Origin of the sequence: Thermococcus paralvinellae, assembly GCF_000517445.1 — an archaeon.
Lineage (GTDB): Archaea > Methanobacteriota_B > Thermococci > Thermococcales > Thermococcaceae > Thermococcus_B > Thermococcus_B paralvinellae.
Genome location: NZ_CP006965.1, coordinates 429,069 through 452,296 on the forward strand (window position 1 = coordinate 429,069; position 23,228 = coordinate 452,296).

Sequence of the window (23,228 nt, forward strand, 5' to 3'; positions counted from 1 at the left end):
GACTTTAGTCATAATTGTAAGAGATAAATTTTTGTACACATATAAAGTAGTAAATACGGTGATGAAGATGACCAGAAGAATTAGGAAAGCATTGAAATCGAAACTTTCTGGCGTTACGGTAATATATTACCGCCTTGAAGGTATTGCTCCAGAACAAGTCAGGGAAATGCTGCCTTCCGCACTCGAGTTCAAGAATCCAACACCCGAAAGCTTCAAAATTCTTCTTGGAAAACTTGAAGGAAAGAACATAATTCCACTTGAGGTCTTTGACGTTCGCTCTGAGGAGAGGATTATATACGTTTATGAAGCTCCTGAGAATGAGTATCTTGCGATAAAGGGTGTTAAACCCAGAGTTTTTGGAATGATAAAGAGTGCCTTTGAAGACTTTCTCCAACTTCTTGCAGAAGACAAACTCGATGAGATACCTTATTATGGGCTCGATATCAGGAAAAAAGGTCGGAAGAGATTAGGAAAAGAACTCGCTGTCTATGTCCTATCGGGATTTATGATGATGGTAGTTGGTGGGGTAACCGAAAGCTATCTCCATAATCGCTGGATCGGATACCTTTTTGGGGCTGTTATCCTTGTTGCTCTTGGCTACTTTCTTATGCCGAGAAAAGTTAGAAAACCGATAAACGAAGTTTCTTATAAATACTGGGAAAAAGCAGTTGAAAAAGCTGTGAAGAAAGGGAAAATGAGAATAAAATGGGTAGAGCTTTAACGGCCAAGCTCCTTATGAGCCTTAGCCAAGTGCTTTGCAGCTATTGCTGCCAAGAGTGAAAGTTCTCCGGCTAAGACTGCTCCAGCCACTATCTCGGCAAACTTCTTTGCATTTGTTCCAGCCGGTTCTCCCCCTCCAGCGACGCCCATAATGCTCAACGCTTCTCTCTGAGGTGGGACCCTTGTCCCTCCGCCGACTGTTCCAATCTCTAAGCTTGGCATCGTTATGCTTATGTACAAATCTCCCTCTGGGGTTACCTCTGCTAACGTTATTCCATGAGCACCTTCTGTAATCTGCGCCTCATCCTGACCTGTTGCCAAGAAAATGGCACCAACGATGTTTGCAAAATGAGCGTTAAATCCATAACTTCCAGCCTGTGCAGAGCCAACTAAGTTCTTGCGGTAATTGACCTCTGCTATTAGCTCAGGTGTCGTTTTAAGCTTTTTCTCAACGATTTCTCTTGGAATAACAGCTTCAGCTATAACAGTTTTCCCCCTACCTAAAATGAAATTAATTGCGTTGGGCTTCTTATCGACACATAAGTTTCCAGACAGAGCAAGATATCTAACATCTGGGAACTTTTCTTCAATGACTTTCATTATTTCCTCGCTCGCTATCGTTACCATATTCATGCCCATAGCATCGCCAGTTTCAAATTCAAATCTTAAATAGAGGTTGTTGCCCACTATAAATGGCTTAACATCTTTAAGCTTTCCATGTCTTGTAACCTTTGAAACAGCAACTTCTTGCAGATAGTCTATATTCTCTTTCACCCATTCTGCAACTTCTCTTGCCCTTCTTGCATCTGGGCACTTTAGTAGGGGCGCTCTCGTCATCTTGTCGTTAATAATTGTTGTTTTTACTCCTCCAGCAGCTGTTAAAGCTGAACACCCTCTATTCACTGATGCAACCAGTGCTCCCTCTGTTGTAGCTAATGGAATGTAAAATTCTCCTTTGGCATATTCGCCATTTATCTTAAGCGGTCCAGCAACACCCATTGGGATTTGAACGACACCAATCATGTTTTCAATATTTTTTCCAATAACTTCGTTTGGATCAATTGAGTAGTGACCTACGTGCTTTAAACTTATTCCAAATTTCTTTTCAAGGGCCTTTCTTCTGATTTCTGTTGCGAGTTTTTTGTCACCGTTGGTGTATTTTTCGACTTGATGGAGTTTTATTTGTCCATTTGCAACTTTTTCAATAATCTCCTCAATGTTCATTAAAACACCTCCAAAAATAGTTGTCTCACTTTTCGAATTCAAATATCCATTCTTCCATTACCTGACCAGCTTCGTAAAAAGCAAGTGCAGCATCACTTTTTGGTTTATAAACAAGAACGGGAATTCCAACGTTAACAGATTCAGGAACAACATCATCATATGGAATTACACCAAGAACTGGTACATTAAGCTCGCTTTCAACTGCTTCTACAATTTTAGCAATTACATCTTGAGATTCCCTAACTTTATTAAAGATCACACCAACTTTTAAGTCATATTCATCGCCTAATGCCTTGAGCTTTTCTATTTCGTTCTCCACCATTTTTTCAAATGAGTATATTGGAGAACGCTCAATTTCAACTACTATGAGTTGATAGTCTGCAACTTCAAATGTTGGAAGGGTATCAAAGGGTATTCCAGTTGGAGAATCAACAAAAATTATACCAAACTTATTTTTTAATTGTTCTACAATACTTTTTAGTTTCTTGGTAGAAATCCCTAGAACCTCCTGTAAGTTTGAGCTCCCGGGCATTACGTAAACTCCTGTTAAGGGATGTTTATAGATTGCCCATTCAGGATCAAGATCTGGATTTTTCAAGACTGAGTGAAGGGTATAGTTGACATTTTCAAGTGCAAAATGAAACCCAAGGTTCGGTAAATATAAATCTCCATCAATTGCAAGAACTCTATATTCTCTCTGAGCAAAATATGTACTCAGGTTGGCAGTTGTTGTAGTTTTACCTGCTCCTCCTCTCCCCGTGACTACTACAACAACCATATGAGATGCACACTCCTCAATTTTAATATTAATAAGGGTTTAAATAAATTAAGCTGCATTCTAAGTTTTTCTATCTTTCATAGAATATAAGGTTTTCTAATTCACCATTAGCTAACGTGCAAAAAGTCGTAAAAAGAAGTTAGAAATGGAAATTTACCCAATAACTTCTCCAAAGGCAAATTTCTGCTTTACAGAGTTTATGACAATTTCCACCTCATCCCCAATTTTAGTCTTGGGAACAAACACGACAAATCCTTTAATTCTTGCTATGCCATCTCCACCCTTGCCAAGGGCTTCAATCTTGACTTTATATCTTTCTCCAACCTTAACTGGAGGTTGTCTACCTCTTGACTTGCCTCTATCAAATCTCTTTCCACCAAACTTTCTATTCTCCAACTCAGACACCACCACAGAGATGTGTGCATTTAAAGGCTACCTTTGGTGCTATTTAAACCTTTTGGTAGTATCTTTGTGTTTTTTCAAAACTTTTATTGTTTAAATTACAAGGTTCTTATTATAATGCTTGAATTTTATTCATAATTAGTAGCAAAATCTTCAAAGTTGTCTGCTCTCCGATACAAGAGATTTGGAATATTATCGTTTATTACCGAAAACAATTTTGTTCTTTGCACAAAAAGTTTATATCAAATTTCCATTTAGATATTCATGTAAGCGTTTTATGGAGATGATAGAAATGGCTGATAAAATGGTTGCTATTATGAAAACTAAACCAGCTTACGGTGCAGAGCTTGTTGAAATTGATGTTCCTAAGCCAAAAGAAGGGGAAGTTCTCATTAAGGTTTTAGCAACTAGCATTTGTGGTACTGATTTGCATATCTATGAATGGAACGAGTGGGCTCAGACCAGAATCAAGCCGCCTCAAATTATGGGACATGAAGTTGCAGGGGAAGTTATAGAGGTTGGTCCAGGAGTCGAGGACATACAGGTTGGAGACTACATCTCCGCAGAAACTCACATAGTGTGTGGCAAGTGCTACCAATGTAAAACTGGAAACTATCACGTATGTCAAAATACAAAGATTTTTGGTGTTGATAGTGATGGTGTTTTTGCTGAGTATGCTATAGTCCCAGCTCAGAATGCATGGAAAAATCCCAAGAATATTCCACCAGAATACGCAACCCTCCAAGAACCACTAGGAAATGCTGTTGATACTGTTTTAGCAGAGCCTGTCACTGGAAAAACTGTTCTTATAACGGGAGCTGGACCTCTTGGGTTACTTGGCATAACAGTTGCAAAAGCCGCAGGAGCTTCTCTCGTAATAGTGAGCGAGCCAAGCGACTTCAGAAGAGAATTAGCAAAGAAAGTTGGCGCTGATGTTGTTATTAATCCCTTTGAAGAAGATGTCGTCAAGGAAGTTAGAGACTTAACAGATGGCAATGGTGTTGATGTATTCCTCGAATTCAGCGGTGCCCCAAAAGCCCTTGAACAGGGATTGCAGGCAGTAACTCCGGCAGGGAGAGTTTCTCTGCTTGGACTCTTCCCAAGGAATGTCTCACTCGACTTTAACAATTTGATAATCTTCAAGTCACTCACAGTTTATGGAATAACCGGAAGACATCTCTGGCAAACCTGGTACACAGTGTCAAAACTGCTCCAGAGCGGAAAACTCAACCTAGACCCAATAATTACCCATAAGTACAAAGGTTTTGACAAGTTTGAAGAGGCTTTTGAGCTTATGCGTGCAGGAAAAACTGGTAAAGTTGTATTCTTCCCACACAAAAAGTGAACTTTCTTTTCTCTGTTTATTTTCTAACCGCAATTTTTAAGTAAATGCACACCAACTTTTTGCGGGAGGGGATATTATGGAACTAAGTTATCAGGAAAAATTAACTCTCATTAAGCTTAAGGACTTAAGAAGGGTAAAATTTGAGGACTTGGTTAAGGAAACCGGGCTTGATCAAGTTGCAGTCATGAGGGCTGTCTTGTGGCTTCAAAGCAAGGGGCTTGCAAAACTTCACGAAAAGCAGAAGAAGATTGTAAAGCTAACGGAAACTGGTAAAAGGTACGCTGAAATTGGACTTCCTGAAAGAAGGGCTCTAAAGCTTCTTGTTGAGAGAGGCAAAGTTGTGCTTGATGAATTAAGGGAAGTTCTCAGCGATGATGAGCTTAAGCCGATAGTTGGAATTCTAAGAAGAGAAGGCTGGGCTACAGTTAGAAAAGAAAACGAAAAGCTTGTTCTCGAGATTACAGAGAAAGGCAAAGCAGCCTTAAATGAAGACAGACCTATAGATAAAGTTCTCAAAATTCTTGCTGAAAAAGGTGAACTTGAGGCCAAAGAAATTGAAGGATTAATATCATTAAACGAGCTCAAGAGAAGAAAAATTGCAGAGGACGAGCTTAAAACGGAGAGAGAAGTTGAGATAACAGAAGAGGGGCTTAGGCTAGCAGAAAAAGGCTTGGAACTTAAAGAAGAAGTCTCAATCCTTACACCCGAGCTCATAAAGAGCGGCAATTGGAGGAGCGTTGAGTTCAAGCGCTTCAACATCAAGGCACCAGTTAAGAGAATTTATCCGGGTAAAAAGCAGCCTTATAGGGCTTTTCTTGATAAGATTAGAAGAAAGCTCATTGAGATGGGCTTTATTGAAATGACTGCTGAGAGCTTAATTGAAACCCAATTCTGGAACTTTGATGCTCTGTTCCAGCCTCAAAATCATCCGGCAAGAGACTGGACAGACACTTATCAGCTTAAGTATCCAAAGTATGGATTCTTGCCAGAGGAAGGGCTTGTTGAAAGGGTTAAAGCTGCTCATGAGCACGGCTGGATAACTGGCTCAAGAGGCTGGGGCTATAGATGGGATCCAAGGATGGCCATGATGCTAATGCCAAGGGCACATGGAACAGCATTAAGTGCTCGCCAGTTAGCTAAAGATATTCAAATTCCAGGAAAGTACTTTGCCATTCAGAGAGTCTTCAGACCAGATGTTTTAGATAGAACTCACTTGATAGAGTTCAACCAAGTTGAAGGATTCGTTATTGGGGAGGATTTGACCTTTAAACACCTCCTTGGAATACTCAAGCGCTTTGCTACTGAGGTTGCAGGAGCGAAGAAAGTGAAGTTCTTGCCTGATTATTATCCATTCACAGAGCCCAGTGTTCAGATGAGCGCTAAACATCCAGAACTTGGTTGGGTTGAGTTTGGAGGAGCTGGGATTTTTAGAGAGGAAATGACAAAACCCCTTGGAATTGACGTTCCAGTGATTGCTTGGGGAATTGGAATTGACAGACTAGCGATGTTTAAGCTCGGAATTGACGACATAAGGTACCTCTTCAGCTATGACTTGAGGTGGCTAAGAGAGGCTAAAATAATTTGGTGAGGTGGGCAAAATGCCAAAGTTCGATGTTGCTAAAGCTGATTTGGAACGCTTGGTTGGAAAGGGCTTTACAGTTGAGGAGTGGGAAGACTTATTCCTTTACGCTAAATGCGAGCTTGATGATGTCTGGGAAGAAAATGGCAAAATTTATTTCAAAGCCGATGCAAAAGATACGAACAGACCCGACTTGTGGAGTGCTGAGGGAATTGCAAGGCAGATAAAGTGGGCACTCGGAATGAAAAAGGGTCTGCCAAAATACGAAATTGAGAAGAGCGACATTGTTGTTTACGTTGATGAGAAGCTTAAGGATATTAGGCCTTATGGAGTCTATGCATTAGTTGAGGACGTTAAGCTTGATGAGGAGGCACTTAAGCAGTTGATTCAACTTCAAGAAAAAATTGCTCTGACTTTTGGAAGAAAGAGAAGGGAAGTTGCAATTGGAACTTTTGACTTTGACAAGCTTAGGCCTCCATTCTACTACAAAGCGGTTGAGCCAGAGAAGATAAAATTCATTCCTCTGAACTGCGAGGAAGAGATGACAGCAAATGAGATACTTGAGAAACACGAGAAGGGAATTGAATATGGCCACCTTATTAAAGGAAAGCCATATTATCCCCTTTTGGTTGACAGCGAGGGCAACGTTCTTTCTATGCCTCCAGTTATAAACTCAGAGACCCATGGAAAAGTTACTGAGGAAACAAGAAACATATTCATAGACATCACTGGATGGGACTTGAACAAGATAATGCTTGCTTTGAATGTTATTGTTACGGCTTTAGCAGAGCGCGGCGGAAAGATAAAGAGCGTAAAAGTTGTTTACAGAGACTTTGAAATAGAAACGCCTGATTTGACTCCAAAAGAGTTTGAAGTTGAACTTGATTACATCAAAAAGCTTGCTGGAATCGAGCTGAGTGATGAGCAGATTAAGGAGCTTTTAGAGAGGATGTTCTACGAAGTAAAGCTTGAAAATGGAAAAGCCAAACTCAAATATCCGGCGTTTAGAGACGACATAATGCATGCCCGTGACGTTTTGGAGGATGTCCTCATTGCTTACGGCTATAACGAGATTGAACCGGAAGAACCAAAATTAGCTGTTCAAGGAAAGGGAGATGACTTTATTGAGTTTGAGAATGCCATTAGAGAATTAATGATTGGCTTTGGACTACAAGAAGTCATGACCTTTAATCTTACTAACAAGGAAGTCCAGTTCACCAAGATGAACATTCCAGAAGAGGAGATAGTCGAAATTGAAAATCCAGTAAGTTTGAGATGGAGTGCATTGAGGAAGTGGCTTATCCCTTCACTGATGGAGTTCCTTAGCTTAAACACTCATGAAGAATATCCGCAGAAAATTTTCGAAGTTGGAAAGGCTACTCTAATAGATGAAACAAAGGAAACAAAAACAGTGAGCGAGAGCAAATTAGCTGTTGCTATAGCTCATCCAAGAGTTACATTCACAGAGGTCAAAGAAATCCTTGACAGCGTCATGTACCACTTAGGCATTGAATACGAGCTTGAAGAGACAGAGCATGGCTCATTCATTCCTGGCAGAGTTGGAAAGATAATTGTTGAGGGGAAAGAAATTGGTATAATTGGCGAAATTCACCCGCAAGTTTTAGAGAACTGGGGAATTGAAATGCCTGTTGCGGCATTTGAGGTATTCTTAAAGCCTCTTTACAAGCTTTCCTCTTAACTTAATTTTTCGGTGAGTGTTATGAATTTAAGTTTGCTTTTTGCAATTGTCCTTGGTCTCTTAATTGGATTATATATGCCAAAATTGATGGAAAAGTATAAAGAATGGGGCAGGTTTTTTCTCTTGATTATAATAGTTGGGCTTGCTTTAGTGAATTGGAGAGCCGGAAAAGTCCGAGATGCTTATATTTACTTTGAAATAGTTGTATGGCTTCTATTTGGTTTGATCATTTATGTTGAGGAATTTGGTATAAAAATCATGATGACCCTTCTCCTTATAACTGTTGGAATCCTTGGATTAACTCTTTACCAGTTTGAAGCAGCTATAACAGACATTTTAGGATTAGCTATTAGCACAATAGTGGCGTTATATGGGTTTGCATATTTGGGGGATTTGGTAAACCAAAGAAGGGCTGAGAAATCCAAAAAGCCAAAAACTAAGTCTTGAACTTTTTCTTTTGTTTTATTTTCCTCTCTAGTCTTTTGATTAATTGGGTAAGCATTATCTCAAAGTTCTCGATGGCACTCAACACCTCATTATCCCTTACGCATTTGATCTCCATCCTTCTCACCTCCAATAATGATATCCATTAATGTGCATTTAAATTTTGTCTCAGTTTTATTGTCAATGTTTCGAAAAATTTGAGATATATTTGCATAGTCTTGGATATTTTTCTTTTACATTTATAAAGATTTACATAATAAAAGACATTGATGTTTGGAGAAAAAACTTAAATGTTTATTTATATACATTGATGCACAAAAATTTCGAATTAAACGAGCCAAATTAACGCTGTATTTCCAAAAATTTTTTATAACTAAAGCTTGTTATCTTATTGTAGGCGAGAAGTATGAGAATTGCCTTAAAAATAGCGTATGATGGGAGTAAATTTTACGGGTTTCAGCGACAACCTGAACTGAGAACAGTAGAAGGTGAGATAATTAAAGTTCTCCAGAAACTTAATCTGATTGAATCTCCAGAAAAAGCCAATTTCAAAGGAGCTTCAAGAACAGATAGAGGAGTCAGCGCATTTGGAAATGTGGTTGCATTCGATACCGAAAATCCAAAACTGGCTCAGCCGAGAATTTTAAATCATCACTTAAGAGATGTTTGGGTTTTAGGAATTGCTCAAGTTCCAGAGGATTTTCATCCAAGGTTTTGGGCCAAAAGTAAGATTTACCGCTACTACTTAGTTAATGAAGGGTTTGATATAGATGCAATGAAAGAATGTGGTAGGCTTTTCGTTGGTACTCATGATTTTTCTGCCTTTGCCAAGCTTGAAAAGTTTAGAGACCCAATAAGAGAAGTAACAAAGCTTGAAATAATCCCAAAAGGGGACATTATTGTAATCGAAATCGAAGGAAAGAGTTTTCTCTGGGAGATGGTCAGGAGAATTGTAACTGCATTAAAGCTATGTGGTCTTGGTATTATTAAGGCTGAAGATATAAGGAGAATGCTAAACAGAAAAACTAATAAAAGGCTTCCTGCAGCACCTCCGGAGAATCTTGTTCTGTGGGAGATAAAATATGACAAAGTAAATTTTCAAATTGATGAATACTCACTCAAAAAGATTAGACAGGAATTTTTTGAAAAGTTTAGCTATGCTTTGATTAGAACTAGCATATTTAAGGATTTTTTGTCTTTTCTATGATTTTTGCTTAACTTTACTGGAAATGTTATTATCGTAGAACTTTCCATAATAATGCTTCAAGGCTTTTTCTCTTTCGATAAAGTGAGTGAATAATAGTGGATCGTCGTCCTGAACATCAACTATAACGGCCTCTTTTCCATCTTTCGGCCTTAGTGCTCTTCCAATTGTCTGGATTGTCATTATGTCACTCTTTCCGCCACCAGCTAAAATTATAGCGGAAATCTCTGGTATATCAACTCCTTCTTTAAGCAGGGTTGAAACCAAGACTCGAATTTCTCCATTCTTAAACTTTTCAAAGATTTCCCATCTGTTGGGGCTTTGGGAACTTAAAAACTCAGCGTTAATTCCTCTCTTTTTGAGCATCTTCATCAGGATTTCTCCGTGGTCAATTCTTCTAACGTCAATCAAGACTCTGTGTCCTTCTTTTGCAAGTTCGATAGCTTTTTCAACGATAGCTTTGTTTCTCTCCTCGTTTTCCATAATCATCTCTTCATAAAGCTCCTTATACCTCTCAGCTAGGGCAGGCATCTTTGATTCATATCTAATAATCTCAAACTTTGGCTTTGCCAAAAAGCCTTCCTTAATCAGCTCATCAGCCTTAACTTCGTAAATTATCGGCCCTATTGCTCCCTCAATCTTTATCTCCTCTCCTCTGATTCTTCTCCAAGGTGTAGCTGAGAGTCCAAAACGATAGACTTGAGGTAGAGACATTCCAAGCTGATAGAACTTTTCAGCAGCTGAAGTTCTGTGACACTCATCAAAAATCACTATAGCATAGGGGAGCTTGAGTTTGTCGGCTCCTCTTGATAGGAGTGTTTGAATCATGGCTACAGTTACGGGCTTTTCACTCCACTTATTATCTCCAACGATACCAGCTTCTACCCCAAGAACTTCTTCAACTTTTTCTTTCCACTGATAAAGAAGCTCTTTAGTATGAACAACTATAAGGGTTGAAAGATTAAGCTCATGAACAATTCTCAAACCTACAACTGTTTTTCCGCTTCCAACAGGCAATGCAAGAACACCCATCTTTGCCTTTATTGCTTTTCTAACGGCTTTCTGCTGATATCTTCTTAGCTTGTACTTTTCGTTCCACTCTGAGTTCAGATTGATGCCCTCAACTTCACGTTCATCTATAATCCTCACACGATACCCCTTAGAATTCAAAAGCCTCTTAACTCTCGGAATTAACCCTACAGGGAATGATTTTTCATATGGATCGTACAAGCTTTCGGGCTTCTCCCACTTGCCGAAATCTCTCTTGTAGCTTAGGGCCTCATAAATCATGAAGTAGACTTTTGGTTCTGCTTTCTCAATAATGACTTTTGCACTTTTATTTGGAATTCGTAACGTTACCATGGACATCGTCAATCAAAAGACACTTTTGGAAAAAACTCTTTATAGACTTTTTGGCTCAAATTTGTGCAGAAAGGATAAAAGTAATTTAACATAATTAGGAAGGGTGGTGTTATGTTAAGGGAAATCATTGAAGAATTTATGGATGATGTTGTTACTATTGAAAAACCAGTCAACAAGAACCTTGAAGTTACAAGGTATCTGCTCAAATACAAGACCAAGCCCGTTCTTTTCAAAGATGTTAATGGATGGGAAGTTGCCGGCAACATCTGGAGCACGAGGGAGAGAATAGCAAAATACCTAGGCATTAAAAAGGAGGAAATTCTGCACGTTATGGAGTACGCAATGGATAATCTTCATGATTACAAGTTAATTGAGAAGGCGGAGTTCATGAGAAACAGAACTAAAGATTTCTCACTTAAAGAACTCCCGATTCCAAAGTATTATCCGAAGGATGGGGGAGAATATTTCACGTCTGCTATTGTTGTTGCAAAAGATGAAAACGGCTTTGTAAACATGTCTTTCCATAGAATGATGGTGATTGATGGTAAGAGAGCAGCAATAAGAATTGTTCCCCGTCATTTGTATGCAATGTGGAAAGAGAAAGCAGAAAGAGGAGAAGAGCTTGATGTCAGAATAATTGTTGGTAATCCAATCTACGTTTTGCTTGCCGCTGCTACGAGCGTGGAATACGGCAAGAGTGAGCTTAATATTGCTTCGGCCATAAAAGAGAAAACTCTTGGTGGAAAGCTTGAAGTTGTCAACGTCAACGGTATTGAAGTTCCAGCGGAGAGTGAGTTTGTTTTTGAGGCAAAGATTCTTCCGGAGCTGACTGATGAAGGTCCTTTCGTTGACATAACTGGCACTTATGACTACGTTAGAAAGCAGCCTGTTGTGATTTTTGAGAAGATGTATCACGTTGACAATCCAATTTTCCATGCCCTTTTGCCTGGAGGTTATGAGCACTACATGCTCATGGGTCTTCCAAAAGAGCCTCAAATCTACAAGAGCGTGAAAAGGGTTGTTCCCAAAGTGCATGGGGTTAGACTAACTGAAGGTGGATGTATGTGGCTCCACGCGGTAGTTAGCATAACAAAGCAGCATGAAGGAGACGGCAAAAACGCAATCTTAGCGGCTTTCTCTGGACATCCATCATTAAAGCACGTTGTAGTTGTTGATGAGGATATAAACATCTATGATGACAGAGAAGTTGAATGGGCAATAGCGACGAGGTTTCAAGCTGATAGGGATATGGTGATAGTTCCTAACGCAAGAGGAAGTTCTCTTGACCCTTCAGCTGAAAAAAGCTTGACAGCAAAGTGGGGAATTGATGCAACGAAGCCCTTGGATAAAAAGGAGGAGTTTGAGAAGGCTAAATTATGACCTTTCCTTTTCAACCTTATTTTACCGATTAATCTCAAGCGATAGAATCTTTGACTTCTTGGCTGCAGCATCTACTGCCTTCATTATCGCCGTTCTGACTCTGCTGTCTTCAAGCTCAAAAATTCCATCTATAGTCGTTCCTCCAGGAGTTATTACCATATCCCTAATTTGAGCTGGATGCAGATTTGTCTCAAGGAGAAGCTTTGCTGTTCCTAAGAGAGTCTGTGCACTTGCTAATAGGGCAACATCCCTTGGCAGTCCAACTTTCAAGCCGCCGTATATGAGAGATTCTAGAAAGACAGAAGCATAAGCTGGCCCAGAGCCGCTCAGCCCTGTTATTGCGTCCATGTATTCTTCTTCAATTTTAATGCACTTCCCAAAAGTTTCAAAAATTTCCTCGACGAGCTTTATTTCCTCATCACTTAGATCATTTGTGGCGTAGGCTGTGAACGATTCCTTCACGAGGATTGCTATGTTTGGCATAGCTCTTACAAACTTTGCATCAGCTGAGCTTTTGAGAACCTTTAAGGGAATACCAGCGGCAAATGAAATGACAATTTTTCCTTCAACAGCTTCTCTGATTTCCTCCAGAACTTTTCTAACTTTGTTTGGTTTCACGGTTAGTATTATTATATCAGCCATTTCTGCTGCGATTTTATTGTCTCTCAGCACTTCGACACCATGTTCTTCGAGCCATTTAATCTTCTCAATCTTTCTCCTTGTGGCTATGACCCCATATTTCTCTGAGAGCGCTTTGGCAACAGCACTCCCAATCGTCCCAGCTCCAATAACCGCTATCTTCATTTTATCACCCCTAACGTATAAGCTAACTCTGCGTTTAGGATTGAACCTCCGGCAGCTCCTCTAATGAGATTGTGTCCTAAAGTGACGTATTTGAACTTTCTCTCTCCGATTTTTTCTAATCTCCCAACTGTAACGGTCATCCCATTGCCTAATTCCCTGTGCAGTTTTGGTTGGGGGATTTCCCTATAGACGATTGGCTTTGCATATGAAGGAAGCTTAAGCTCTTTCAATGGGTCAAAGAATTCAAAAGCTTTTCTAAGTTCTTCAACGCTGATGTCTTCATCAAGTTCAACAAAAACTGCCTCTGTGTGTCCATGGGACACTGGAACTCTTGTTGTAATAGCGGATATTTCGAAGTCAAAGCCAAGGATTTTCCTTGATTCGTTCTCAATTTTCCACTCCTCTTTTTCAATGTATGGAATTACGTTGTCAAAGATCTGCAGGGCTGATAAGCCTTTAAATCCGGCTCCACTTATTGCTTGCATCGTTGCAACGTTGACCTTTTTGAGCCCGAATTCTGAGAGAACTTTAAGCGAAAGCACTAGAATAGCTGTGGAACAGTTTGGGTTTGTAACTATAAATCCTTCCCACTCTCTTTGCTCTTGCTGGAATTCAATAAGCTTTAACTGGTCACTATTGACCTCCGGAACCAAGATAGGTACATCTTCTTCATATCTATGGGATGAAGCATTGCTGAATACGGGAATTTTCTCGGCGAGCCTTTCTTCCACTTTACCGGCTATTGAAGAAGGAAGAGCTGAGAAGACTAAATCCACGTCTGGGTTCTTTAAGAACTCATCTAAGTTTTCCACCTCTATATCTCCAATATCATCACTGACCCATTCTGCAATCTCTCTGTACTTCTTTCCTTTGGATCTCTCTGAGGCAACTAGTCTTTCAATTTTGAACCGGGGATGACGTGTCAAGAGCCTTACGAATGTCTGTCCAACTAAGCCTGTTGCGCCTAAAACCGCAACCTTCATCACAAAACCTCCTTAAATGCTTCTAAACTTGGTTCTATTGGAGCCGGAAGCTTAAAGTTCTCAATTATTACGTTTGGGTCTTTCAGTCCATGTCCTGTTGTAATTAAAACGTAGCTTTCATCTGGCTCAATTAGGCTAAGTTCTTTCAGCTTAATTAGACCAGCCAAGGAAGATGCCGATGCTGGTTCGACAAAAATTCCCTCCTTTGATGCGAGCAGTTTTTGAGCCCTAAGAATCTCTTCATCACTCACACTCTCAAACAATCCACCCGATTCTTTAACAGCTCTCCAAGCTTTCTTCCAGTTGGCTGGATTTCCAATCCTTATGGCTGTTGCTACGGTTTCGGGTTTCTCTTCAGGCTTGAACTCTCTCTTCTCCTTCCAGGCTTTAGCCAGTGGAGATGCTCCTTCAGCCTGAATACCAATCATCCTTGGCAGTTTCTCTATAAAGCCAGCCTCATAAAGCTCCTTAAAGCCCTTCCAGATTGCCGAAATGTTGCCAGCGTTTCCTACGGGCAGAATAACATTATCTGGAACAAAGCCAAGTTGGTCAAATATCTCAAAAGCTATTGTTTTCTGTCCCTCAAGGCGGAAGGGATTTATTGAGTTGAGCATGTAAACTCCCAATTCCCTGCTTGCCTCTACCACAACCCTCAAAGCCTCGTCAAAGTTCCCTCTAACTGGCACAACTTTTGCCCCGTATACTATAGCCTGGGCAAGCTTTCCTAATGCTATTTTTCCGCTTGGCACTAAAACATAGCTCTTTATCCCTGCTTTTGCTGAATAAGCTGCTAGAGACGCTGAGGTATTCCCCGTTGAGGCACATATAACTTTGTCCATGCCCAGCTCAATTGCCTTTGAAACACCAACTGTCATTCCTCTATCCTTGAAAGAACCTGTTGGATTTGCACCTTCATTTTTGACATAAAGCTCTTTCATCCCAAGTTCTCTCTGGAGATTTTCCAGACGATACAGAGGTGTTCCTCCTTCATTGAGAGAAACCCTCTTTTCAACGGGAATAAAGCTCTTGTACTTCCAGAGTGTTATGTTTTTTCCATCAAAAACATTTTCAACTTTATCCAAATCGATGACTACCTCTAATAAGCCGCCGCAGTCGCACCTATATCTAACTTTATCTTCCGGATATTCTCTACCACACTCTATACATCTAAGCATTTTGCTCCTCCTCCAACTTTGGTTATGAAGTATTCCGCTCTAATTCCCTCATTCCCAAATGCTTCGACCATAGCCTCTCCGATACTTCTCAAATCTTCCCCCAAAGCAAACATCGCTGGACCAGAGCCTGATAAAGAAACACCATAAGCACCACTTTCCAGTGCAGCTCTTCTAACATTATCGAACCATGATATGAGTGGTTTTCTGTATGGGATAGCTAAGTAGTCATCCAGAAGTTTCCCGACTTTTTCTATATCCCCTTCTTTCAAAGCCGAGATTAAGGCACTTGCAAGGGCTAAATTTCTGACAGCATCGCTTAGGGGAACATATTTTGGCAGGACTTCTCTTGCTCTTTTTGTGCTCACCTCGACTTCTGGAAGAACAATGACAAGCTCAAAGTTTACATCTAGCTTAAACACCTCAAGAGGTGAAAGAGATTTTAGTATCGTGAATCCACCAAAGAGGGATGGAACAATGTTGTCCCCATGAGCACTTCCAGATGCTGCCTTTTCTCCTTCAAGAGCAGCTTTTATTATGAGTTCTTTGTTTTTAACTTCAAGAAGAGTTGCCATTGCCAATGCTCCACCCAATGCTGATGCTCCAGAGCTACCGAGCCCGCTTTTGGGCCTTATTCCTTTTTTAACCTTCATTTTAAAGCCCATCTCTGCTTTAAGCATCTTCAAGAGCGCAAGAGCAGATATTGAAGCAACGTTTTTTTCTGGATCTTCTGGCACGTTAAATCCTTCAACTTTTACTTCAATTTCATTGCTTTCTCTGATTTTGATAACATCTCTAGGTTCATCAAGGCATAAACCAAACACATCAAACCCTGGCCCAAAGTTCGCTATCGTTGCTGGAGCTAAAACCTTCATTTAAAATCACCTCATGAAGTTCATTTAGGGCATCTTCTAGTTCTTCTCTTCTCACAAGAAAACAAATCCAGTTTTTGCCCTTGTCACAAACCTTGGCGTTAAATTCGATTTCGTCACTTCCGACAACTCCAATTCTTGCAAAGTTTTCGTCAATGACTTTGTAGGTTATTATTGGCATTCCTGATTTTATATCTGAAACAAGCGTCCCTAATTTCCAGTCACTTGTCTTTCCAAGGATTATCGGGATTTTATCTTTCACTGGTTCAATAGTTCGCTCATGCAAAGCTTTCATTCCGAGCCTTGAAGCTATTAGTGCTTCATCATAAGAAACGAATGGAATTAACTTTGCCTTTCTAACTATTCTTGGATCAGCTGTGTAAATTCCCTCAACATCGCTCATTATCAAAACTGTCCTTGCATTTAAAAGAGAGCCTAAAATCGATGCTGTGTAATCGCTTCCTCCTCTTCCAAGCGTGGTTCTAAAGCTTTTATAGCCTCCCAAGAATCCCGTCACAACTGGAACTTTGCCCTCTTTTAACAGAGTTTCAAGTGCCTTCACTCTGTTTGCAGTTTCTCTGAAGTTAACATTGGCGTTCCCAAAGTTGTTGTCTGTTCTAATTATATGGAAAGCATCAACTGGAACGCTTTCTATCCCCCGATTTCTCAAAGCTTCTGTAAATATTTTCACTGATAGTCTTTCTCCAAAGGACAAAACGTGGTCAATGAACGCTCCTCTATTTGGGAAACTCCTTTCACTCCTCAGAACTTGCCGAAGCTCAAGGAAGAATTTCTCAACATTCAAATCGACTCCAAGTTGTTCAATGACCTTTTCATGCTTTTCTGCAATTTCTTGAATTATTTTTTCGTCCTTATTGTTTGCTAAATGTAACAGAGAGTCTGTAACTCCCTTTAACGCTGAAAGAACAACCACAACCTCATTTCCATCATGGAGCTTCTTGACGAGCCCTAAAGCTTCACTAAAAGAGTCTCTAACTGAGCTTCCTCCAAATTTAATAACTATTCTTGGTTTGGCGGAGAGTTTGTAAATCACCGATAGTGCATCACCCTACTCGTAGAGTTTTTAATTTGCTTATAAGTTTTTTCGAAAAATTTTTGTCTTTCTGTCGAGATTTGCAAAACTAACCTGCAAGTGAATTGTCAAAACGTCACATTTTAGTGCAATAATTTTCAAAATAGTTCAATTAGATTTGTTTCGAAATGACATAATGATAATTTAGCTAGCTTTTCCTAGCCAAAAATTTAAATACTAAAAGTCAATCTTCAAAGTCGGTGATGGTGATGCCTCGCCAATATTGATAGCCCAAAACATGGAAATTAAAAGAGATGAGTTAGTTGTATTTAGAAAGCTCTTTTTAAGGGCTTTGAACGAAAACCAGCTTCTGATTCTAAGGAGTATCAATGGGAAGCACCACTCTCTAAACGCCCTTTTAGAAGAACTAAGCAGAGAAGCCAAGAAGCCTATCTCAACATTAAAACTCAATGCCAAGATTCTGAAGGAGCTTGGCTTAATTGACTACGGCGAAAAGAACAATCCAAAGCCTGTTGAATTGACAAAGCATGGAAAGCTTGTTCTAAAAATTCTTGGGGTGATAGAATGAGTGAAAGCCTAGTTCGCTCAGCCTTAAATGACAAGCTCAAAGAAATGCTCTCAGAAGTGAACAACTTCCATCTCAACTCCTCTATAACGTGTCTTGAAATTTTAAAGGCAGTGATAGCAAAGAAAAGAGAAAACGATGTAATAATCTTAAGCAAAGGACACTCAGCACCAGCATTTTATGTAATTCTTTCAGAGCTCGGACTTTTAAGTGAAGAAGATCTGAAAAGCTTTGCTAATTTAGATGGACTGCCAAGCCATGTTATCAGAGGTTTGCCCTTTATTGAGGTCTCAAGCGGTTCATTAGGGCAGGGATTGTCAGTTGCCAATGGAATAGCACTAGCCTCAAAGCTTGAAGGAGAAGAAAAGAACGTTTACGTAATTTTAGGCGATGGGGAATTGGATGAGGGCCAAATTTGGGAAGCAGCAATGACTTCTTCGCATTACAAGCTTGACAATGTCATAGCAATTGTTGATAGGAATTTCAAGCAATTAACAGGGAAAACAGAGGAGATTATGTCAAAAGAACCCTTAGGGGAGAAGTGGAAATCCTTTGGCTGGGAAGTGTTTGAGGTTGAAAACAAAGCCGAGAAAATCCTCGAGTTGCTCTTTGAGCTCGACAAAGTAAAGGGAAAGCCGAAAGTGATAATAGCAAAGTGGGAGTGAAAAGTTATGAGTAAAATCATCGAAAGCTTTAGGGAAGCCTTTGGAAGAGCTTTAGTTGAGATAGGAAAGGAGAACGAAAACGTTGTAGTCCTCGATGCGGATGTAAAGGGCTCAACAAAAACGATTTATTTTGAAAAAGCTTTTCCTGATAGATTCTTCCAAATCGGCATAAGTGAGCAGGATTTAATTTCAACGGCAGCAGGCTTCGCGATAGCCGGCAAAATTCCAATAGCTTCTGCTTTTGCAGCTTTTATGATGAGAGCCTGGGAGCAGATAAGAAATACAGTAGCTAGGGATAACTTAAACGTCAAAATTGTTACGACTCATTCAGGTTTTTCCGATTTCATGGATGGTTCATCACATCAATGTTTAGAGGACATAGCTTTAATGAGGGTTTTGCCAAATATGAAAGTCCTTGTGCCAGCAGATGCTTATGCAACCAAAGTTCTCCTTAAACGGATGGTTGAAAGTGAAGGACCCTTTTACATGCGTTTGGGAAGGGATTACACGGTAAAGGTTTACGATGGAGAAGAGCTCGAAATTGGGAAAGCAGAAATCCTAAGGGAAGGGGAGGATGTTTTTTTGATTGCTTGTGGATTCATGGTTTCAGTGGCTTTAGAAGTTGCTGAAAAGCTTAAAGACCTGAGCGTTGGAGTAGCAGATTTTCACACAATAAAGCCCCTTGATGAGAATACTCTGCTCAAAATAGCTAAAAAAGCCAACTTAATAGTCACCCTAGAAGAGCACAGCATTTTTGGAGGACTTGGAGGGGCTGTGGCAGAAGTTCTCAGTGAAAGAATGCCAAAGAGGGTCATTAGAATTGGAACAACAGAGTTTGGCAAAAGCTCGAGGGACTACTTAGCGTTATTGGATCTCTATGGCTTAAGCGCTGATAAAATTGCAAAGAGAGTAGCTGAGGCAGTTGAGGGCTTTTAAATGCCGGGAGGTGATTTGATGTTTAAATTCAGCAAAGAATACAAAGCTAAGACCGTTATCAAAGTTGATGGAGTCAAATTTGGAGAAGGATTTACTATAATCGCTGGACCGTGTTCCGTTGAAACTGAAGAGCAGATAATGAAAACTGCGGAATTTTTGAGCAAGCTTGGAGTTAAAGTCCTAAGAGGGGGGGCGTTTAAGCCCAGAACTTCCCCCTACTCCTTCCAAGGGCATGGGGAAGAAGCTTTGAAGTGGCTCAAAAAAGCTGGAGAAGAGTTCGGCTTAGTTACGGTCAGCGAAGTTATGGATACAAGGAAAGTTGAACTTGTGTCTAAATACGTTGATATTCTGCAAATCGGGACAAGGAATGCTCAAAACTTTAACCTTCTGAAAGAGGTCGGCAAAACAGATAAGCCGGTCATTTTAAAGAGAGGCTTTGCCAATACGATTCAAGAGTGGCTCTATTCGGCAGAATACATCCTAGCTGGGGGAAATGAAAATGTTATTCTCTGCGAGAGAGGCATTAGAACATTTGAAACATCAACGCGTTTCACTTTGGATATCTCAGCGGTTCCAGTCGTTAAAGAGCTCAGCCACCTGCCGATAATAATTGACCCCTCCCACGCCGCTGGAAAGAGGAGCTTGGTTAAACCCTTAGCCAAAGCAGCGTTTGCCGTCGGAGCGGATGGAATTATGGTTGAAGTTCATCCTGAACCAGAGAGAGCACTATCAGATTCAAAGCAACAACTAGATTTCAATGATTTTAAAGAACTCTTGGAGGATTTAAGAAAATGGGGATTATAATCGAGGAAGGTGGCATTAAAAAGCTAAAAAGCATTGTTGATGAGCTTTCCCCTTACAAAACCATCGTAATAACAAACACAACCCTCGAAAAGCTTTGGTTAGATAAGATTTTGGATCAAATAAGCGCTATTCCAATCATTATTCCCGACGGAGAGGAGTTCAAAAGCCTCGAAACGGCTCAGCAGATATGGAAAAAGCTAATTGAGATCGGCTTCACAAGGAAATCCTTGATAATTGGACTTGGCGGTGGGGTTATAACAGATTTAGCTGCTTTTGTTGCTTCTACTTTTATGAGGGGAACCTATTTGGGCTTACTTCCAACGACGCTTTTAGCTCAAGTTGATGCCGCTATAGGGGGGAAGACAGGGATAAATTTTGAAGGCAAAAATATTATTGGAACTTTTTACCTGCCCAACTTTGTTCTAATTGATCCAGAAACTCTGAAAACGCTCCCCAAGGTTGAAATATTGAATGGCTTTGGTGAGGTTGTTAAGTACGGAATTCTTGATTCGGGAGTTTATGAGAAGCTCAGGTCTTTCAGGGAAATCGATGAAGAGCTAATTAGAGAATGCGTAAATGTAAAGCTCAGAATCGTTGAAGAAGACTTGAGGGAAAGTGGGAAGAGGAGGATTTTGAACCTAGGTCACACCGTTGGGCATGCAATAGAGAAAGTTTCAAATTACAAGATAAAGCATGGTCTTGCCGTCGCTATCGGCTTGATGGCGAGCGCACTAATAGCGGAAAAGATAAACGGTTTCGATTCTGGAAAAGTCGAGGAGTTATTAGATAGGTTTGGCCTCCCAAAGAGGCACAACTTTGAACCAAAAGAGCTTTTGAAAGCCATGAAAATAGATAAAAAAGCTTGGTACGGGAGATTAGTTTTCATACTTCCGGAGGACATTGGGAAAGTTTTCATAGAGGAAATTGACGAGAAAGTAGTTTTAGCTGTTCTCGAGGCGATGAGGGATGATAGCAGGGACAATTAAAGCTAAAACCGTCGATGAAGTAATTAGAATCATTGAAAAGGGTACAGCTGATCTCTATGAGCTTAGAGTTGATGCCATGGAAAGCCTTGATGGAATTGAAAAGCTGAAGCCCTTTGCTGGGAAGCTGATAATCACAGTGCGTTCTAAGGAGGAGGGGGGATTTAGAGAGACTAGTGATGAAGAGAGGCTTAAACTCTTCGAAGAGTTCATGAGGATTAACCCAGCGTTCGTTGATGTTGAATTCAAATCAAAGATCGCAAAAAATGTTATTGAGCTGGCAAGGGAGAAAAAAGTTAGGGTTATCATTTCATATCACGATTTTGAGAAAACGCCGAGCTTTGAAGAACTCAAAGCACTCTTGGAGGAAATGAAAAAGCTTGAGGCTGATGTCATAAAAATAGTCACCTTCGCTAAGCACTACATCGACAACGTGAGGATTGTAAGGCTCTATGAATACGAAAAAAATCTCATTGCTTTTTGCATGGGTGAAAAAGGGAAGATTTCAAGGGCTTTTAGCTTGATTTTAAGTCCATTCACCTATGCCTCCATAAGTGAAGCAGTTGCACCTGGACAGCTGAATGTTGAAGATATGAAGCTACTCTCAGCTATAGTTGGTGGTAGAAATGATTGACGCCAAAACGAAGCTTTATGGATTAATCGGGAAGCCTGTTGAACACTCACTAAGTCCAGCTATTCACAATGCTTTATTCAAAAAATACAACATCAACGCTGTTTATTTAGCTTTTGAAGTTGATGATTTGGAATCAGCGGTTAAAGGGATTAGAGGGCTTAAGATTTCTGGATTAAACGTTACGATGCCCTACAAAGAGCAAATTTTGGAGTTTTTAGATGGGCTTTCCGAAGAAGCTAACGCAATTGGAAGCGTGAATACAGTAGTAAACAGAGAGGGGAAACTCATTGGATACAACACTGACGGCATTGGTACATTAAAAGCTCTAAAGCGCTTTACGGAAGTTGAGGGGAAAAGGGTCTTGCTTTTGGGAGCTGGAGGTGCCGGGAAGGCAATAACCTACACTCTCTCCAGGTTAGCCAAAGTTGTTGTGCTTAACAGAACTGAGAAAAAAGCGAAAGAGCTTGAAAAGTTTGGTGTCAAAGGGGAGAAGCTGAGCAAAGAGAGTTTAGAGTATTACTTAAGCTGGGCTGACATCGTGATAAATGCCACATCCCTTGGCATGAACGAAGATAAAACCCCAATTCCAAAGGAGCTTTTGAAAGAAAAGTTGGTTGTTTTTGATATCGTTTACTCCCCCTTAGAAACCAAGCTCTTAAGAGAAACTAGGAAATTTGGTTGTTTGACTATTGACGGCTTGTGGATGCTCATATATCAAGGAGCCGAGAGCTTTAGGCTGTGGACTGGAGTCAAGCCAGACGTTGAGTTCATGCGTAAAGTTGCCTTGGAGGCGCTTAAAAGTGAAAGGCGAAGCATTTAGCGCGATAACGGTAATCAATGCCTTTGCCACTGGAAAGGGAGGAGCAATTGGAATATATTTGAAGGTTAGTGTTAGGGTTAAGCTAACTGATGAAGGGGTTAGTGGTGAAATCTCTGTCAGAGGGGAGGAGTTTGAAGATCTTTCATTAGTTAAAGCAGTTGTGGAGACAATCAAAGATAAATTCGGCTTAGATTTTGGCGTTAAAGTTGAGATAGACTCAGAGATTCCAGTTGGGAAGGGATTGAAGAGCAGTTCAGCTGTAGCTAACGCTTTAACAAAGGCAATCTTAAAAGAGCTTAAAATTGAGTTGTCCGATATTGAAGTTGTTAAGCTCGGCGTTGAAGCCGCTAAGAGGGCTGGTGTAACTTTAACGGGAGCATTTGATGATGCTTGTGCCTCCTACTTTGGAGGTCTATGCTTGACGGACAACCTGAAGCTTGAGCTCTTGAAGAGAGAGGAAGTGGAAAAAATTCCAGTAGTTTTGCTAATTCCCCAAGAAACTGTCCTGACGTCAAGTCTGAGAAGAAGGAACTTTAGAGTCCTCGCTCCATATGTCGAGGAAGCCTTTAAGTTAGCATTAAGAGGAGAGTGGAAAAAAGCTTTGGTTTTGAATGGGCTGATATATGGGTCTTTCTTAAGATACAACCTCGAGCCCATTGCTAAAGCTTTAGAAGTTAAAGCGATTGCTGGACTTTCTGGAAAAGGCCCTGCAATGTTCGCTATAACTGAAGAGCCTGAAAAAATTGTAGAAATTTGGAGAGACTATGGGGAAGTTTTGACAACGAGGCTGAGGTGAGCT

The 23,228-nt window shown here is 40.3% G+C and carries 25 protein-coding genes; 15 read left to right on the top strand and 10 right to left on the bottom strand.

Features of this window, described 5'->3' with window-relative positions:
- Positions 1 to 61: 61 nt before the first annotated feature.
- Positions 62 to 721, top strand: coding sequence for a hypothetical protein (locus TES1_RS02405; protein WP_144080586.1), 660 nt, complete (start codon positions 62 to 64; stop codon positions 719 to 721).
- On the opposite strand, the gene hmgA is transcribed toward TES1_RS02405, so the two are convergent.
- From hmgA to TES1_RS02420, 3 genes are all read right to left on the bottom strand, one after another.
- A complete protein-coding gene (gene hmgA / locus TES1_RS02410; protein ID WP_042679882.1) occupies positions 718 to 1,944 on the bottom strand; it encodes a hydroxymethylglutaryl-CoA reductase (NADPH) in 1,227 nt (408 codons plus the stop codon). The two genes, TES1_RS02405 and hmgA, sit on opposite strands and share 4 nt — an antisense overlap.
- 25 nt (positions 1,945 to 1,969) lie before the next feature.
- Positions 1,970 to 2,722, bottom strand: a complete 753-nt coding sequence (locus TES1_RS02415; protein ID WP_042679884.1) for a MinD/ParA family ATP-binding protein — start codon at positions 2,720 to 2,722, stop codon at positions 1,970 to 1,972.
- A 153-nt stretch (positions 2,723 to 2,875) separates the two neighbouring features.
- Positions 2,876 to 3,118: a TRAM domain-containing protein gene (locus TES1_RS02420; protein ID WP_042679886.1), complete on the bottom strand. Its 243-nt coding sequence runs from the start codon at positions 3,116 to 3,118 to the stop codon at positions 2,876 to 2,878.
- Between the two features lie 298 nt (positions 3,119 to 3,416).
- Here TES1_RS02420 and tdh point away from each other — a divergent pair, with 298 nt between their 5' ends.
- From tdh to TES1_RS02440, 4 genes are all read left to right on the top strand, one after another.
- A complete protein-coding gene (gene tdh, locus TES1_RS02425) occupies positions 3,417 to 4,469 on the top strand; it encodes an L-threonine 3-dehydrogenase (protein ID WP_042679888.1) in 1,053 nt (350 codons plus the stop codon).
- A gap of 76 nt (positions 4,470 to 4,545) precedes the next feature.
- Positions 4,546 to 6,057 carry a phenylalanine--tRNA ligase subunit alpha gene (pheS, locus tag TES1_RS02430; RefSeq protein WP_042679890.1) on the top strand — a complete coding sequence of 504 codons (1,512 nt, stop codon included), beginning with the start codon at positions 4,546 to 4,548 and terminating at the stop codon, positions 6,055 to 6,057.
- Between the two features lie 10 nt (positions 6,058 to 6,067).
- Positions 6,068 to 7,747, top strand: coding sequence for a phenylalanine--tRNA ligase subunit beta (gene pheT, locus TES1_RS02435; RefSeq protein ID WP_042679892.1), 1,680 nt, complete (start codon positions 6,068 to 6,070; stop codon positions 7,745 to 7,747).
- A 21-nt stretch (positions 7,748 to 7,768) separates the two neighbouring features.
- Positions 7,769 to 8,194, top strand: a complete 426-nt coding sequence (locus TES1_RS02440) for a hypothetical protein (protein WP_042679894.1) — start codon at positions 7,769 to 7,771, stop codon at positions 8,192 to 8,194.
- Here TES1_RS02440 and TES1_RS11155 read toward each other — a convergent pair.
- The gene (locus TES1_RS11155) at positions 8,184 to 8,309 is read right to left on the bottom strand and encodes a hypothetical protein (RefSeq protein WP_265100804.1); all 126 of its coding nucleotides are present in this window, start codon (positions 8,307 to 8,309) and stop codon (positions 8,184 to 8,186) included. The two genes, TES1_RS02440 and TES1_RS11155, sit on opposite strands and share 11 nt — an antisense overlap.
- Positions 8,310 to 8,597: 288 nt before the next feature.
- Here TES1_RS11155 and truA point away from each other — a divergent pair, with 288 nt between their 5' ends.
- Positions 8,598 to 9,398 carry a tRNA pseudouridine(38-40) synthase TruA gene (gene truA / locus TES1_RS02445; RefSeq protein ID WP_042679896.1) on the top strand — a complete coding sequence of 267 codons (801 nt, stop codon included), beginning with the start codon at positions 8,598 to 8,600 and terminating at the stop codon, positions 9,396 to 9,398.
- Here truA and TES1_RS02450 read toward each other — a convergent pair.
- Positions 9,393 to 10,757 (bottom strand): DEAD/DEAH box helicase, encoded by a 1,365-nt coding sequence (locus TES1_RS02450; RefSeq protein ID WP_042679899.1) that lies wholly within the window; start codon positions 10,755 to 10,757, stop codon positions 9,393 to 9,395. The two genes, truA and TES1_RS02450, sit on opposite strands and share 6 nt — an antisense overlap.
- A gap of 111 nt (positions 10,758 to 10,868) precedes the next feature.
- Here TES1_RS02450 and TES1_RS02455 point away from each other — a divergent pair, with 111 nt between their 5' ends.
- Positions 10,869 to 12,137: a UbiD family decarboxylase gene (locus TES1_RS02455; protein ID WP_042679901.1), complete on the top strand. Its 1,269-nt coding sequence runs from the start codon at positions 10,869 to 10,871 to the stop codon at positions 12,135 to 12,137.
- A gap of 21 nt (positions 12,138 to 12,158) precedes the next feature.
- Here the strand turns inward: TES1_RS02455 and proC are convergent, their stop codons facing one another.
- The 5 genes from proC to TES1_RS02480 are packed head-to-tail and all read right to left on the bottom strand — an operon-like array spanning position 12,159 to position 17,022.
- Positions 12,159 to 12,941, bottom strand: a complete 783-nt coding sequence (proC, locus tag TES1_RS02460) for a pyrroline-5-carboxylate reductase (protein WP_042679903.1) — start codon at positions 12,939 to 12,941, stop codon at positions 12,159 to 12,161.
- On the bottom strand, positions 12,938 to 13,924 hold the full coding sequence (gene asd, locus TES1_RS02465) for an aspartate-semialdehyde dehydrogenase (RefSeq protein ID WP_042679905.1): 987 nt from the start codon (positions 13,922 to 13,924) through the stop codon (positions 12,938 to 12,940). Before asd ends, proC begins: the two co-directional genes overlap by 4 nt.
- On the bottom strand, positions 13,924 to 15,099 hold the full coding sequence (gene thrC / locus TES1_RS02470; protein ID WP_042679907.1) for a threonine synthase: 1,176 nt from the start codon (positions 15,097 to 15,099) through the stop codon (positions 13,924 to 13,926). Before thrC ends, asd begins: the two co-directional genes overlap by 1 nt.
- Positions 15,084 to 15,971, bottom strand: a complete 888-nt coding sequence (locus TES1_RS02475; protein ID WP_042679909.1) for a homoserine kinase — start codon at positions 15,969 to 15,971, stop codon at positions 15,084 to 15,086. Before TES1_RS02475 ends, thrC begins: the two co-directional genes overlap by 16 nt.
- Entirely contained in the window at positions 15,922 to 17,022 is a 1,101-nt protein-coding gene (locus TES1_RS02480; RefSeq protein ID WP_042679912.1) for an aspartate kinase, read from the bottom strand. The genes TES1_RS02475 and TES1_RS02480 overlap by 50 nt, the downstream gene beginning before the upstream one ends.
- A 277-nt stretch (positions 17,023 to 17,299) precedes the next feature.
- Between TES1_RS02480 and TES1_RS02485 the strand changes: the two genes are divergently transcribed.
- The 8 genes from TES1_RS02485 to TES1_RS02520 are packed head-to-tail and all read left to right on the top strand — an operon-like array spanning position 17,300 to position 23,225.
- Entirely contained in the window at positions 17,300 to 17,590 is a 291-nt protein-coding gene (locus TES1_RS02485) for a hypothetical protein (RefSeq protein WP_042679914.1), read from the top strand.
- Entirely contained in the window at positions 17,587 to 18,252 is a 666-nt protein-coding gene (locus tag TES1_RS02490; protein WP_051408158.1) for a 1-deoxy-D-xylulose-5-phosphate synthase N-terminal domain-containing protein, read from the top strand. The genes TES1_RS02485 and TES1_RS02490 overlap by 4 nt, the downstream gene beginning before the upstream one ends.
- A 15-nt stretch (positions 18,253 to 18,267) precedes the next feature.
- The gene (locus tag TES1_RS02495; protein ID WP_042682664.1) at positions 18,268 to 19,188 is read left to right on the top strand and encodes a transketolase family protein; all 921 of its coding nucleotides are present in this window, start codon (positions 18,268 to 18,270) and stop codon (positions 19,186 to 19,188) included.
- A gap of 18 nt (positions 19,189 to 19,206) precedes the next feature.
- Positions 19,207 to 19,992, top strand: coding sequence for a 3-deoxy-7-phosphoheptulonate synthase (gene aroF / locus TES1_RS02500; protein ID WP_051408159.1), 786 nt, complete (start codon positions 19,207 to 19,209; stop codon positions 19,990 to 19,992).
- Positions 19,980 to 20,978 (top strand): 3-dehydroquinate synthase, encoded by a 999-nt coding sequence (gene aroB, locus TES1_RS02505; protein WP_042679915.1) that lies wholly within the window; start codon positions 19,980 to 19,982, stop codon positions 20,976 to 20,978. The genes aroF and aroB overlap by 13 nt, the downstream gene beginning before the upstream one ends.
- Positions 20,959 to 21,609, top strand: coding sequence for a type I 3-dehydroquinate dehydratase (gene aroD / locus TES1_RS02510; protein WP_042679916.1), 651 nt, complete (start codon positions 20,959 to 20,961; stop codon positions 21,607 to 21,609). Before aroB ends, aroD begins: the two co-directional genes overlap by 20 nt.
- On the top strand, positions 21,602 to 22,429 hold the full coding sequence (locus tag TES1_RS02515; protein WP_042679917.1) for a shikimate dehydrogenase: 828 nt from the start codon (positions 21,602 to 21,604) through the stop codon (positions 22,427 to 22,429). Before aroD ends, TES1_RS02515 begins: the two co-directional genes overlap by 8 nt.
- Entirely contained in the window at positions 22,410 to 23,225 is an 816-nt protein-coding gene (locus tag TES1_RS02520) for a shikimate kinase (protein ID WP_084340006.1), read from the top strand. Before TES1_RS02515 ends, TES1_RS02520 begins: the two co-directional genes overlap by 20 nt.
- Positions 23,226 to 23,228 lie beyond the last annotated feature (3 nt).

Coding starts and splice junctions, on each gene's coding strand:
- TES1_RS02405 (WP_144080586.1), top strand. CDS start 62: ATGAAGATGACCAGAAGAATTAGGAAAGCATTGAAATCGAAACTTTCT.
- hmgA (WP_042679882.1), bottom strand. CDS start 1,944: ATGAACATTGAGGAGATTATTGAAAAAGTTGCAAATGGACAAATAAAA.
- TES1_RS02415 (WP_042679884.1), bottom strand. CDS start 2,722: ATGGTTGTTGTAGTAGTCACGGGGAGAGGAGGAGCAGGTAAAACTACA.
- tdh (WP_042679888.1), top strand. CDS start 3,417: ATGGCTGATAAAATGGTTGCTATTATGAAAACTAAACCAGCTTACGGT.
- pheS (WP_042679890.1), top strand. CDS start 4,546: ATGGAACTAAGTTATCAGGAAAAATTAACTCTCATTAAGCTTAAGGAC.
- pheT (WP_042679892.1), top strand. CDS start 6,068: ATGCCAAAGTTCGATGTTGCTAAAGCTGATTTGGAACGCTTGGTTGGA.
- TES1_RS02440 (WP_042679894.1), top strand. CDS start 7,769: ATGAATTTAAGTTTGCTTTTTGCAATTGTCCTTGGTCTCTTAATTGGA.
- TES1_RS11155 (WP_265100804.1), bottom strand. CDS start 8,309: ATGGAGATCAAATGCGTAAGGGATAATGAGGTGTTGAGTGCCATCGAG.
- truA (WP_042679896.1), top strand. CDS start 8,598: ATGAGAATTGCCTTAAAAATAGCGTATGATGGGAGTAAATTTTACGGG.
- TES1_RS02450 (WP_042679899.1), bottom strand. CDS start 10,757: ATGGTAACGTTACGAATTCCAAATAAAAGTGCAAAAGTCATTATTGAG.
- TES1_RS02455 (WP_042679901.1), top strand. CDS start 10,869: ATGTTAAGGGAAATCATTGAAGAATTTATGGATGATGTTGTTACTATT.
- proC (WP_042679903.1), bottom strand. CDS start 12,941: ATGAAGATAGCGGTTATTGGAGCTGGGACGATTGGGAGTGCTGTTGCC.
- asd (WP_042679905.1), bottom strand. CDS start 13,924: ATGAAGGTTGCGGTTTTAGGCGCAACAGGCTTAGTTGGACAGACATTC.
- thrC (WP_042679907.1), bottom strand. CDS start 15,099: ATGCTTAGATGTATAGAGTGTGGTAGAGAATATCCGGAAGATAAAGTT.
- TES1_RS02475 (WP_042679909.1), bottom strand. CDS start 15,971: ATGAAGGTTTTAGCTCCAGCAACGATAGCGAACTTTGGGCCAGGGTTT.
- TES1_RS02485 (WP_042679914.1), top strand. CDS start 17,300: ATGGAAATTAAAAGAGATGAGTTAGTTGTATTTAGAAAGCTCTTTTTA.
- TES1_RS02490 (WP_051408158.1), top strand. CDS start 17,587: ATGAGTGAAAGCCTAGTTCGCTCAGCCTTAAATGACAAGCTCAAAGAA.
- aroF (WP_051408159.1), top strand. CDS start 19,207: ATGTTTAAATTCAGCAAAGAATACAAAGCTAAGACCGTTATCAAAGTT.
- aroB (WP_042679915.1), top strand. CDS start 19,980: ATGGGGATTATAATCGAGGAAGGTGGCATTAAAAAGCTAAAAAGCATT.
- aroD (WP_042679916.1), top strand. CDS start 20,959: ATGATAGCAGGGACAATTAAAGCTAAAACCGTCGATGAAGTAATTAGA.
- TES1_RS02515 (WP_042679917.1), top strand. CDS start 21,602: ATGATTGACGCCAAAACGAAGCTTTATGGATTAATCGGGAAGCCTGTT.